Origin of the sequence: Bacillus sp. FSL R10-2780 (assembly GCF_038006125.1) — a bacterium.
Classification (GTDB): domain Bacteria; phylum Bacillota; class Bacilli; order Bacillales; family Bacillaceae_G; genus Bacillus_A; species Bacillus_A cereus_U.
Genome location: NZ_JBBOUQ010000001.1, coordinates 323102 through 335820 on the forward strand (window position 1 = coordinate 323102; position 12719 = coordinate 335820).

A 12719-nucleotide genomic window follows, 5' to 3' on the forward strand; every position below is an offset into this window, starting at 1 on the left:
TAAAGGAGGATTCAATATAGTGCTAGATTTAAAAATGTATGTAAACGGTGAATGGATAGATTCTAGTAATCAAGAGAAAAGAACGATTATTAACCCTGCGAATGGCAAGGGTATAGCATATGCACCTGAGGGAACGATTGAGGATGCAAAATACGCGATAGAAGTGGCAAGAGCGGCTTTCGATAGTGGAATTTGGTCAGAAACATCCACTGCTGAAAGGGCATCATATTTATTTAAAATAGCAGATGAAATTGATAAAAATATAGAAGAATTAGTATACCTTGAAACAATGGATAATGGGAAAACGTACCGTGAGGCAGAAGGAGATATTGGAGATGCAGCGGCTTGTTTTCGCTATTATGCCGGATTGATTACAAAGCCAGATGGTCAAACATATCATGTAGCCGATCCGATGCAAGCGATGGTTGTAAGAGAGCCAGTTGGTGTTTGTGGATTAATTGTTCCATGGAATTATCCACTATTGATGAGTGTATGGAAAATTGCACCTGCTTTAGCAGCTGGAAATACAATTGTGTTTAAACCTTCTGAAGTGACACCAATCACTGCAACAAAGCTATTCGAAATCCTTGAAAAAGTAGGGCTACCAAAAGGTGTTGCCAATATGGTAATGGGGGCCGGTCCAATAGTAGGAAATGAAATTGCAGCGAGTAATAAAGTGGACATGATTTCCTTTACAGGTGGAACAAAAACAGGTAAGCACATTATGAGAACAGCGGCAGATAATATGAAAAAGATTTCGTTAGAACTTGGAGGGAAATCTCCAAATATTATTTTTGCAGATGCAGATTTTGAGACCGCTATTGATTATGCTCTATTCGGTATTTATGCAGGTAGCGGACAAGTATGTTCAGCAGGATCAAGAATCCTTGTAGAAGAAAAGATTTATGATAAATTTGTTAATAGTTTTGTAGAGCGAGCACAGCAAATTAACGTTGGGCCTGGTGATAATCCAGAATCAGAAATGGGGCCACTTGTAAGTCAAGAACATATGGAAAAAGTATTACGTTATATTGAAATTGGGAAAGACGAAGGTGCAAACGTTGCTTGCGGAGGTAGACGAATAATGGAGGATGGAAAAGGTGATGGTTTCTTTATTGAACCAACAGTCTTTGTCAATGTAAAACCTGATATGCGTATTGTCCAGGAAGAAATCTTCGGTCCTGTTGTAGTAATTCAAAAATTTAAAGACGAACAGGAAGCAATTGAGTTGGCAAACGGTACAGACTATGGTTTGGCTGGAGGGGTATTTACAGTTGATGGTGCAAAAGCAATGCGTGTGATTCGCAAACTTCGCGCAGGAATTACGTGGATTAATAGCTATCATCCAACATACAATGAGGCACCTTGGGGCGGATATAAGCAAAGTGGTATAGGTCGTAGTCTAGGAACGTTTGGTTTAGAAGAATTTCAAGAAATTAAGCAGATTAATATAAATCTAGAAGTAGAACCAATAGGCTGGTTTGCAAATAAAAAAAATGTAGGAGTGAAATAGATGGGAACGAACGTAGAAAATAAATTGAATGAGAAAGATGTAAAAGGTTCAAATATAAATGAGTATATTACGAAAGTACTACAGTTAATTGAAAAAGAAAAGGTTACTGAAGAAGAGGCGAACTGGATTCAAAAAGAAACAGTAGATGGATTTAGAGAGCATGTAAACCCTGGTTTTCTTGCTTATAGAAAAACAGTAACAAAAGATGGACAATTTGCAGCAGTAGAATGGTCAGATGAAGGATCTTGTTTCATGGATATTAACGGTAAAAGATATATTGACTGTTTAGGTGGATTTGGAATTTATAATGTTGGTCACCGTAATCCGAAAGTGGTAAAAGCTGTGACAGATCAATTAAAACGTCAAGCATTGCACAGTCAGGATTTACTGGATCCACTTCGAGCAATGCTTGCAAAGATTTTAGCGGATATTACACCGGGTGATTTGAAATATTCCTTCTTTACAAACAGTGGTACAGAAAGTGTGGAGGCAGCATTAAAACTAGCAAAAATGTATAGTGAACGAACAACTTTCATTGCTACAACTCGTGCCTTCCATGGTAAGAGTCTTGGTTCCTTATCAGGAACGGCAAAAGGAATGTTCCGTAAGCCATTCTTACCATTGATTCCGGGTTTTCGTCACGTTCCATTTGGCGACATTGATATGATGAGAAAAACATTTGAGACATGTGCATTAGTAGGAGAAGATGTTGCAGCAGTTATTTTAGAACCAATTCAAGGAGAGGGCGGTATTATTTTACCTCCAGAAAATTATTTGAAACAAGTACGAGAGCTTTGTGATGAGTTTGGATCACTCCTTATTTTTGATGAAGTACAAACTGGAATGGGACGTACAGGAAAAATGTTTGCTGCAGAATTATATGATGTAGTGCCGGATATTATTTGTCTTGCGAAGGCGTTTGGTGGAGGTGTAATGCCGGCGGGAGCTATTGTTGCGAAAGAAGATGTATTCAAAAGTTGGTTTGAAAATCCATTTATGCATACAACAACATTTGGAGGAAATCCTCTTGCATGTGCTGCTGCAATTGCAACAATCCATGTATTATTGGAAGAGAAATTACCGGAACGAGCTATGGAAGTTGGGGAGTATTTCTTGAATGGATTGAAACAAGCAGCAGCAGGGCACGAAGATAAAATCTTTGAAATTCGTGGTCAAGGTTTAATGATTGGGATTGAATTCCATAAAGACGAGATTGGTTATGAAGTGTCAAAGGCGATGTTTGATCAAGGAATTCTTGTTGCGGGAACATTAATTAACTCAAAAACAATTCGTATTGAACCATCCCTTACAATTAGTTATGAAGAAGTAGATACAGTTATTAATACGTTTAAATCTGTGCTAACTCAAGTAAAAGGAAAATAAATTTCGCAAAAGGTTATATGTGAATTCAAACGATTGAAACTATAATTAGCATAGATTTACCTGTATTTTATTACAGGAAGGCAGTGTAACGAAAAGTTACACTGCTTTTTTATTACATTTTATTCCGCTATTTGCGGGCAGTAAGACTCCCACCTCGAAATTCGGCGAATACGAGGAAGTTATGTTGTAAGTATTTACATATAATTTGTCTTAGTGTACTATTTAACTAACACACTAAGACAGGAGGGGGAAAATGAAAATCGAGTTTTCTCCAAACACACCAATTTACATTCAAGTAATGGAATGCATAAAAAAGGAAATTGTAACAGGACATTTATTGTCTGGTGATAAAATTCCCTCCGTACGTGAATTAGCGAGTGAATTGCAAGTAAATCCAAATACGATTCAACGTACATTTCAAGAGCTAGAACGGGATGAAGTTGTTGTAACACGTAGAGGAATGGGGCGATATGTAACGAATGAAGGGGAGAAAATTATGGAGCTGCGAAAAGATATGGCGAAAGAATTACTTCATTCTTTTATAGATGGAATGGACAATTTAGGTTTTTCAGAAGAAGAAATTCTTTCAATTCTTCGTTCTTCATTAAATAAGAAAAGGGAGGAGAACGAATGACAGAGCTATTAAGAATAGAGAATCTATGGAAGCGATACGGATTGAAAGCGGTGATCCGGGAATTAAACATAGAGATTACAGAAGGAAAAATCGTTGGGCTTGTTGGAGATAACGGGAGCGGGAAAACGACGTTATTGAAAATGATTGCAGGCTTGCAACATCCTTCAGAAGGTAGCATAGCAATTAACGGTAAAAAAATAGGGTTAGAGACGAAAGAAATCGTTTCATTTATGTCTGATAAGCCAGTCTTTGATGATTGGATGACTGTAAAAGATGCATTATTCTTTTATAGAGATTTTTATAAAGACTTTGATATTCAAAAAGCAGTAGATACGATTGCGGAATTTAAAATACCATTAGAAGAAAAAATTACAGCATTATCAAAAGGTATGGTTGAAAAGCTTCAAATTATTTTAACGTTTTCTCGAAAAGCGAAGTTATACGTACTGGATGAACCACTTGGCGGGATTGATCTCGTTTCTAGAGAGCACGTATTGGATCTCATTCTACAATTTTATAGAGAAGATTGTACGATACTAATCTCAACTCATTTAATAAATGAAGTTGAAAATATTTTTGATGAAGTAATCTTTTTAAAAGATGGAGAAATTGTATTGTATGAAAATGTGGAAGAGTTACGTTTTCAGAGAGGGAAAGCAGTTCATGAATTGTTTAAGGAGGTGTTTAGTAAGTGAAGTCGTTACTTTCTTATTTATGGAATGTGAATAAGAAAAAATATATTGTTACTTTTTTAATTTTTGTGTTAATTGAAGCGATTTTATTTTCACAAATGATTGTAAAAAAGAGTGAAACAGCTGTGATAAAACAAGAAGCGATATTCGGATTTATTATTATGATCTTCATATTTTATGTATTGTATATGTTTTTACAAACGATGAAGTCGTGTTCACGTTTACTAACAAATCCATTGCTACGGGTTACAGCGATATCTGGGAAACAATATGTTTTTTCTATCCTTATCTTCTTTTTTATTGTAATGGCTATATGGTATGGAATATGTGGAATTCTTTTCTATGTGGGTTATGTATTAGCATTTCCTACGACGTATGTATATATAGATGCAAAAGAGGTTATGCAAGCAGGTATAATAAATAATTTAATATACACAATGAGTGATTTGTTTGAATTTTCATTTGCGGTGTTACAAATTTTATTAGCAGTTACTCTCGTTAAATTGCTTACTAAGAAGAAGAAGATACAAAATATAATGATTGTCATTATTTCTCTAATAGTAAGTATATCGATTACTTTAGTGACAACATTGCTAGGAAAATTAGCTCCAGCTTTCCAAGGGTTGCGAAGAGTAGAATATCGTAGTGAAAGTGACAATCTGTTTATTGATATGTTTCAAGAAAATGGATTTAATATGTTTAATATAAGTTTTATGATAATTGTTAGTGCCTTACTAGTATATGTAATTGCTTATATCATCGACAAAAAACTAGAAGTCTAAAGGAGGAGTCAGCATTGGGAAACGTAGTAGTGAAATTAGAAAATGTTCGAAAAAAGATTGGTAAGACAGAAATTATTCGGGGCTTATCATTTGAGGTTCAAGAAGGAGAAGTATACGGGTTCCTTGGACCGAACGGTAGTGGTAAGACGATGACAATTCGTATGATGACAGGTCTTATTTCGATGACAGAAGGTGATATTACAATTTGTGGCCATAGTATTCGCACAGAGCGTGAAAAGGCGCTAGAGCAAATTGGAGCGATTGTAGAAAATCCCGAGCTATATGATTATATGACAGGAATGCAAAACTTAAAGCAGTTTGCAAACATGGCAATTACCCCAATTAGTAAAGAGCGTATCGCTGAAATTATAAAGCTTGTTGATTTAGAGCATGCCATTCATAAAAAGGTGAAAACATATTCACTTGGAATGAAACAACGCCTAGGAATCGCACAAGCGTTACTTCACCAACCAAAAATATTAATTTTAGATGAACCGACAAATGGATTAGATCCAGCTGGTATTCGCCAAATTCGTGACTATTTACAACGATTAGCGAAGGAAGAAAATATTGCAGTCATTGTATCAAGTCATTTATTAAGTGAAATTGAATTAATGTGTGACCGCGTCGTTATTATAAAGCAAGGTGAGTTTGTGCAAGAGTATAACTTACATGAACAAGCGAAGCATGATGAAACGGTAGTTGTAGCGTTTGAAGTAGATCAAGTTCAGAAAGCAAATGAAATCATTAAAGGTAAGGAACAAGGGAATGTAATTGTGACACCTATAATGAAAGAAGGGATTCCGCAAATTGTAAAAGAGCTAGTAAATGCTGATGTACTCGTATACGGTGTTACTGTTCAAAATAAAACGTTAGAGGATGAATTCTTAGCGATTACAGGGGGAGTGAAAGCGTAATGTTTAAATTAATTCAAAATGAATTTTTGAAGTTACATGCGAAAAAAGGTATGTACATTTTAATAGGTGTAATTGCAGCATTGGAGATTTTGGGAGTTTTAGCGATGCTGAAATGGGGAGGAGGACATGAGTTTAAAGGATCATATTTAGATTTTGTAAGTTCAGATATTGGTTTAATTACCTTGTTTGCAACAATTTTTGGAATTACGATTGCTTCTCGTACAATTACTGATGAGTTTCAAAAAGGTACAATTAAGCAGTTATTAATCCGTCCGAGAAAACGAATTATAGTTTTGTTCTCTAAATATATTACAGTGTTACTTACTATATTATTTATCATATTTGCTAGCACGTTAATCGCAATGATTATTGGTGGGATTGTAATGGATGGTAGTAAAACAGAATTAACGTTAGGAATCATAATGAAGTCCATTTTATATCAAGTACTTTCACCGTTCTTCTTTGCAACTCTTGCCTTTTTCTTAGCAAACGTATTTAGAAAGTCTGTATTACCATTAATTATTACGTTGTTCCTATTTTTCTTGCAAGGAGCAATTAATATGGTGCTAATAATGTTTGCAAAAGGTGTAGCGAAATTTGTGGTGTTTTTCCATCTAAATTTAAGTGTTTACGACAGCAATAAATTAGTAAGTGGCGGAGTAGAACCACCATTTACAGAATTTACGTTTACAACTTCATTATTACTTGTAGTTGCATACTTTGCTGTATTACTTGTAGCATCAAGTGTATTATTCCAAAAACGTGACGTATTATAATAGAAAGAATCCCCGTGTTAACGGGGATTTTTATTAACCAAATTTTTTTGATTTATATAGTTTTTAAGTGTGGCAAATACATATTTACTTAGGAATATAATTGTAACTAAGTTGAAGAACATCGATATCGTATATCAAATAAGGTCGTTATTATATAATTTAATAAATATGTTGTCCGAAATTATTTGAGAAAAATAGGAAGATTTTCAACTATATTCATATTATAATTTAGTTATTCGGCCATTTGTGGGAGAAGGGCTACCCATAAAACACTGATTAAAGTTTCACTTTATCCCGCATTAACGGGCAGTAAAACTCCCACCCAAAAATTCGGCTGGAGCAAAGAAGTTAGGTGGGAGATCAACTGCCCGTAAAAGCCCGATTGGTTCAACTAATAATCAGTGGGGGATGAACAAAACCCCCACTGATTAAAGTTTCACTTTATATCATCTCTGGAGGTGTTCAATATGCAATATGCATTTTCACGTATAAGGCTACGTAGTTTTTTTGGATGGATGATTATAGGGATGTTCCTGACGATGATTCCATTAACTTTATCAGGTGCTTCTGACAATACGATAGAGTTCCTGTCACAAATATCAATCTTTTTCGCATTTCCACTATTGTGGCTATATTTAAAAACAAGTAAAAATAATGTTGTTTTTAAAAGTTTTTTTGATAAACCCGGACGTTTACATTGGGGGTTAATTGTATTAGCAACGATAATGGGAATAATTTTTTCAGTCGGTATATCTCAAATTCAATTTTATATTTTAGCACATACTGTACCAAATTTCTTAGTTACTATGTTAGAAGATGGAAATGTAATTAATACGAGTAACATATACATGACGATATTTACTTTCATTTCAGCATGTGTATTAGCCCCAATAATGGAAGAGGTTATTTTTAGAGGTTTTTTCTTACAACGAATGGCTTACAAATGGGGGATTAAACGTGCAGTTATTATATCCTCTCTTATTTTTGGACTAGGCCATTTTGATGTTATCGGTGCTTTCATGTTCGGTGTTATTATGTGCCTTCTATACATAAAGACAAAAAATATATGGACGAATATTGCTGTGCATGCTCTAAATAATTTGATTGCAACGAGTATGCAATTTGTAGGTGGAGATGGAAGTGACGCAATCTCGATTACTGAATTACAAGCACAAAGTAATTTATGGATCGGCATTGGTCTTGCGATTATCGGTTTATTATGGTTAATTCCTTTTACTTGGAAACAATGGCGTACTGTAAAAGAAGTAGGTGTGCCACCGCTTCGCTTAATAAATGAAGAAAAAGTGATGAATTCATCACGTGAAAATGAAATGTATAGCCAAGTTATACTAACGAATAGATTGATGGCGGTGGAACTGCCAGATGAGGCTGTCAACCAGCTCAAGTTAGAAGAAAATGAGTATGTAACAATAGCTGTAGAAGAAGATAAGATTATTATAAAAAAGGCGGATTATAGGCCATGAAAAAGTAGCTCTCCAGTATGAAAAGGAGAGCTGCTTTTTAATTTGTAATAATCTCTACACGGAAGTTATTTCCATTTTTCACGTATTTAATATCTGTAACGATCCGAACGGTTTTTAGAAGTTCAACTTTTTCACCAATTCGAGGGATGGTCGGAACATTGTCCCAAATACCAAGCAAGTCATCTAATTGTGCCGTTTTTTCATAAAACCAGATTTTCAATGTAAAGCCCCTTTCTCGAACTTTGTGTATTTTAATACATGATATATCATTTTTATTCTCAATGTAAGAGGTTTTTACTCTTTTTTGTGAATAAAGATGAATTAATCTTCTGGGAAGATATGTTCAATATCCGGAGTAAGAGCTACTTCTGATAATACGATATGAGAAACTGTCGTTGCATATGAAGAAACATCATTGATAAATTCTTCAAGTTCAACGAGTGAAGGAACAGAGATTTTTACAATGTAGCATAAGCTTCCTGTTACTCGGTAACAAAAACTTGCAGATGGATAAGACTGAATAAACTGTTGCATACGTGTTGTATCACCATTTTTTAAAGTGATTTCTAAAATACAATCTAAAACAAGTCCTGCTTTTTTATAATTGATATCGATTGTGTATTTTTGAATAATTCCTTCACTTTCAAGTTTACGAACACGCTCTGTAGTAGACGGAGCGGATAAGTTTACTCGTTTTGCCAATTCGCGCATCGAAAGGCGACTATCATTATATAATTCATTTAAAATTTTTCGATCAACACGGTCTAATTGCATTTGTAAATATACCTCCAGTAAAATGATAATTTTTGTAAAGGAAAATTATAAATTAAGATTCATATGAAATGTAAAGTGAGCTTTATTTATTTTACAATAAAAAAGAGGGAAATAGGAGGGGAAATGATGGAGAGAATTATATTATCAAATATAGGAGATACAAAGTTTCAAAAATTATTAGGGCATAATCCGGATATATTAAATTCGTGGAGTACGTTAGAGAATACACTGTATAGTACAGGGACCCTTTCCGCAGAGTTAAAGGAGCAAGTAAGAAGAACATTAGCGTTTGGGAATGAATGTCCGTACTGTATGGCAAAGGGAAAGCCGGATGATATACAAAAGATAGAAGAAATTAGCGTAGCCGTTACTTTTGCACATGCATTTGTTCATAACCAAAAGGCGATAGATGATAATATGTTTCATGTATTAAAACAATATTGGACTGAAAAAGAAATTGTAGAGCTTTGTGCCTATATTTGTTTTATTGCTGCGTCACAGCAACTTGGTTTTCTGTTTCAATTACAGCCCAATTAACTAGGAGGATAATATGCTTAATCACGCAGCACTTATAATCATTGATGTACAGGAAGCATTTAACTTACCGTACTGGGGCACAAGGAATAACCTTTTTGCGGAAGAAAATATGAAAATTTTGTTAGAAGAATGGAGAAAAAGAGAATTACTAGTTATTCATATTCAGCATGTGAATAAAGAAAATGTGGAGTCAATGTTTCATCTAGATGCAGAAACAGTACGTTTTAAAAAAGAAGTGAGGCCATTACCAGGTGAGATTATTATTCAAAAGGTTGTTAACAGTGCGTTCATTGGGACAAATTTAGAAGAGATATTACGAGTAAAAGATTATACTTCTTTAGTAGTTGTAGGATTAACGACAAATCATTGTGTAGAGACGACAACACGGATGGCAGGTAATTTAGGATTTACAACGTATGTAGTGAGTGACGCGACGGCTACTTTTAACCGCATCGGTCCAGATGGCACAGAGTATAGCGCAGAGGATATTCACAATATGACGCTTTTAAACTTGCATGATGAATTTGCTGCTAGTGTGACGGCGAAAGAAATATTAAAAACTATTTCGATAAAATAATTGCAGAATTATGTAGAAAAAAATAAGAATATTTCGTATAATCTAAGTATAATCATTTTGAAAATAGGGGTGTCATCATATGAAGCAAATTCCAGTAAAGAAAATAGAAGAAGTACTCGTTTTAGCAGGAGATGATAAACAAAAGCAAAAGGAATTTTATGAATTGCTCTTAACAACGGAGTTTTATGTTGCTGGTTCATTAGAAGCAGAGGACGGGGCAACAGAAGGCACACTTCGTTTACGTCATTTCCAAGGAGAGGGTAGATGGATTGTTCCATTCTTTACACAATTGGAATTTGTAAAAGCTGTGTTGCCAGAAGGGACACCCCTTATTACGATACGTGGAAAAGAATTATTGGGTAGCATCGAGAAAGATGCTACAGCTGTATTAAATGTTGGAACAGATATGAGTAAAACATTTATTCCAGAAGAAATTGCAGAGATAGCATCAGGACGAATCTTTAATTATTATAAGTAAAAGGAAAAGCTTAGCAGCTTTTCCTTTTTAATTTGAACATGGAGTGGCTATACCAGAAGAAATAGAAACAGTTTTGTTAGTTGTATTTATTGTTGCTGTAGCTCCGAGGGGAATACCGATATTTGGACTTATATGTCCAATCGGTAAACCGAATAACACAGGTATATTATATGGCATGAAATATTCATATAATATTGTTTGCAATGATTGAGATGGCTTAGAAGGGTTGCAGTCGTGACAACTTGTAAAAATAACGCCACTGCATTCATTAAACTGTCCAGATAAAAGTAGTTGATTTAACATCCGGTCAATGCGGTACGGTTCTTCACCAATATCTTCAAGCAATAAAAGTCTATTTGACGTATTTATCTCATAGGGCGAGCCAATTATACTTGTTAACACAGTTAAATTCCCTCCAACTAATGTGCCTGTAACTGTACATGGAGAGGTAGGTACGATACATTCTGATGCATATAAGATAGATGAATACGGATGGAATAGTTGATTGAAAGAAGATAAAGAGAGAGAATCTATACCTTTTCCTAATTCTTCAATCATTGGACCATGAAAAGTTACAAGCTCTGCATAACGTGAAAAGGCAGTATGTAAAGCCGTAATATCGCTATATCCCCAAAAAATCTTTGGATTCCGTTGAATGATTTCATATTGAATGTAAGGGAGGAGACGAGCGCTGCCGTAACCACCTCGTGCACAAAAGACTGCTTTGACCTCAGTATTTGTAAATGCTTCATGTATATCATCAAGACGAACTTGATCACTTCCAGCTAAATATCCATACTTTTCATAAACGCTCTTTCCAATTATTACAAATAAACCCATCTCTTGTAATACGTTCACACCTTTTAATACATTCTCAAGTGTTGGTGGGCCAGACGGTGCAATAATCATTACTGTATCACCTTTTTGTAACGCATTTGGATAAATCATTGTTCTCAGCCTCCTTCTCTTTCAATATATTCGCTTGAGCGAAAGTTCAATCCTTGTAAAAGAAGGGGAAAGCATGTCATATAAAGAAGGTATAGGGAAAGTAGGAGGGAAAATGATGTTTACAAGTCGAGTAATAGATATATTACAAATTAAGTATCCGATCATTCAAGCAGGTATGGCAGGAGCGATTACAACGCCAGAATTTGTTGCAGCTGTGAGTAATAGCGGAGGATTAGGTACGCTTGGAGCAGGATATATGAGCCCAGAACAAATCCGTGAAGCGATTTATAAAATAAGGGAACTAACAAATAAGCCTTTCGGTGTTAATTTACTTTTAACGAAAGAGATACAGATAGAAGAAGAGAAGGTAAACGAGGCGAAAGTATTACTTAGTGGAGTGAATAGAGAATTAGGTATAGAAGAAGAAAAGACTTTAAAACTTCCAAAAAGCTATAAAGAACAATTACAAGTATTATTAGAGGAAAAGGTACCAGTCGTTAGTTTTGCATTTCAAACGTTAGAAAAAGAAGAAATAGATGATTTGAAAAAGGAAGGGATAAAAGTTATCGGAACAGCTACCCATGTAGCGGAAGCGAAAGCACTTGCTAAGTTAGGGGTAGATATTATCGTCGGGCAAGGTAGTGAGGCAGGAGGGCATAGAGGAACGTTTATTGGGAAAGAACAAGATGCGATGATTGGTACATTTGCATTAATCCCGCAATTAGTAGCGGAAGTACTTCATATCCCGATTGTTGCAGCAGGTGGTGTAATGAATGGGCAAGGGCTTGTTGCGGCATTTGCGTTAGGGGCAGAAGCTGTTCAAATGGGATCAGCCTTTTTAACGAGTGAAGAAAGTATTACGCATGACGTGTATAAAGAGGCGATTTTACATAGTACAGATACGAGTACAACGGTAACCCGTGCGTTTTCCGGGAAATATGCACGGGGTATTCGTAATGAATTTATAGAGAAACATGAAGGAAGAGAAGAGAATTTACCGATGTATCCAGTGCAAAACGTATTAACTTCAAAAATACGTCAAGAAGCAGCGAAGCAAAATAAGGAAGAGTATATGTCGCTTTGGGCGGGACAAGCATCATCATTAGCACGAACGGAATCAGCTCAGCACGTAGTGAAACGTGTCATGAAAGAAGCAGAGAACGTAATTGAACAATTACAAGGTGTATATAGAAAAAGACCACTTGAATAATTCAAGCGGTCTTT

Annotated in this window: 15 protein-coding genes; 12 read left to right on the forward strand and 3 right to left on the reverse strand. The window is 35.2% G+C overall.

What is annotated here, in order from left to right; translation table 11 throughout:
• Nucleotides 1-19 precede the first annotated feature (19 nt).
• The 8 genes from NSQ47_RS01690 to NSQ47_RS01725 all read left to right on the forward strand — a co-directional run bounded on the left by NSQ47_RS01690 (nt 20) and on the right by NSQ47_RS01725 (nt 8181).
• Nucleotides 20-1513 carry an aldehyde dehydrogenase family protein gene (locus NSQ47_RS01690; protein ID WP_002158716.1) on the forward strand — a complete coding sequence of 498 codons (1494 nt, stop codon included), beginning with the start codon at nt 20-22 and terminating at the stop codon, nt 1511-1513.
• A complete protein-coding gene (locus tag NSQ47_RS01695) occupies nt 1514-2896 on the forward strand; it encodes a putrescine aminotransferase (protein WP_341035930.1) in 1383 nt (460 codons plus the stop codon).
• 253 nt (nt 2897-3149) lie between these two features.
• Nucleotides 3150-3530: a GntR family transcriptional regulator gene (locus NSQ47_RS01700; protein ID WP_002158714.1), complete on the forward strand. Its 381-nt coding sequence runs from the start codon at nt 3150-3152 to the stop codon at nt 3528-3530.
• Nucleotides 3527-4225: an ABC transporter ATP-binding protein gene (locus tag NSQ47_RS01705; protein ID WP_341035931.1), complete on the forward strand. Its 699-nt coding sequence runs from the start codon at nt 3527-3529 to the stop codon at nt 4223-4225. Before NSQ47_RS01700 ends, NSQ47_RS01705 begins: the two co-directional genes overlap by 4 nt.
• The gene (locus NSQ47_RS01710; RefSeq protein WP_341035932.1) at nt 4222-5004 is read left to right on the forward strand and encodes an ABC transporter permease; all 783 of its coding nucleotides are present in this window, start codon (nt 4222-4224) and stop codon (nt 5002-5004) included. Before NSQ47_RS01705 ends, NSQ47_RS01710 begins: the two co-directional genes overlap by 4 nt.
• Before the next feature lie 14 nt (nt 5005-5018).
• Nucleotides 5019-5921: an ABC transporter ATP-binding protein gene (locus NSQ47_RS01715; protein ID WP_341035933.1), complete on the forward strand. Its 903-nt coding sequence runs from the start codon at nt 5019-5021 to the stop codon at nt 5919-5921.
• Nucleotides 5921-6697 carry an ABC transporter permease gene (locus tag NSQ47_RS01720; protein ID WP_341035934.1) on the forward strand — a complete coding sequence of 259 codons (777 nt, stop codon included), beginning with the start codon at nt 5921-5923 and terminating at the stop codon, nt 6695-6697. Before NSQ47_RS01715 ends, NSQ47_RS01720 begins: the two co-directional genes overlap by 1 nt.
• Nucleotides 6698-7164: 467 nt before the next feature.
• Nucleotides 7165-8181 (forward strand): CPBP family intramembrane glutamic endopeptidase, encoded by a 1017-nt coding sequence (locus NSQ47_RS01725; protein ID WP_341035935.1) that lies wholly within the window; start codon nt 7165-7167, stop codon nt 8179-8181.
• Nucleotides 8182-8218: 37 nt separating this feature from the next.
• On the opposite strand, the gene NSQ47_RS01730 is transcribed toward NSQ47_RS01725, so the two are convergent.
• On the reverse strand, nt 8219-8401 hold the full coding sequence (locus tag NSQ47_RS01730; RefSeq protein ID WP_000707108.1) for a DUF3913 family protein: 183 nt from the start codon (nt 8399-8401) through the stop codon (nt 8219-8221).
• A 101-nt stretch (nt 8402-8502) separates the two neighbouring features.
• Complete coding sequence (locus NSQ47_RS01735; RefSeq protein WP_002011610.1) at nt 8503-8955, reverse strand: Lrp/AsnC family transcriptional regulator; 453 nt, start codon at nt 8953-8955, stop codon at nt 8503-8505.
• 123 nt (nt 8956-9078) lie between these two features.
• On the opposite strand from NSQ47_RS01735, the gene NSQ47_RS01740 reads away from it, so the two are divergent.
• From NSQ47_RS01740 to NSQ47_RS01750, 3 genes are all read left to right on the forward strand, one after another.
• Nucleotides 9079-9492: a carboxymuconolactone decarboxylase family protein gene (locus NSQ47_RS01740; RefSeq protein WP_195743212.1), complete on the forward strand. Its 414-nt coding sequence runs from the start codon at nt 9079-9081 to the stop codon at nt 9490-9492.
• Nucleotides 9493-9505: 13 nt separating this feature from the next.
• The gene (locus tag NSQ47_RS01745) at nt 9506-10069 is read left to right on the forward strand and encodes a cysteine hydrolase family protein (protein WP_341035937.1); all 564 of its coding nucleotides are present in this window, start codon (nt 9506-9508) and stop codon (nt 10067-10069) included.
• 79 nt (nt 10070-10148) lie between these two features.
• A complete protein-coding gene (locus NSQ47_RS01750; RefSeq protein WP_002158706.1) occupies nt 10149-10547 on the forward strand; it encodes an SseB family protein in 399 nt (132 codons plus the stop codon).
• Between the two features lie 27 nt (nt 10548-10574).
• Here the strand turns inward: NSQ47_RS01750 and NSQ47_RS01755 are convergent, their stop codons facing one another.
• Nucleotides 10575-11495 carry a S66 peptidase family protein gene (locus NSQ47_RS01755; RefSeq protein ID WP_016104270.1) on the reverse strand — a complete coding sequence of 307 codons (921 nt, stop codon included), beginning with the start codon at nt 11493-11495 and terminating at the stop codon, nt 10575-10577.
• Between the two features lie 73 nt (nt 11496-11568).
• Here NSQ47_RS01755 and NSQ47_RS01760 point away from each other — a divergent pair, with 73 nt between their 5' ends.
• Nucleotides 11569-12705, forward strand: a complete 1137-nt coding sequence (locus NSQ47_RS01760) for an NAD(P)H-dependent flavin oxidoreductase (protein WP_341035938.1) — start codon at nt 11569-11571, stop codon at nt 12703-12705.
• The last annotated feature ends 14 nt before the right edge of the window (nt 12706-12719 follow it).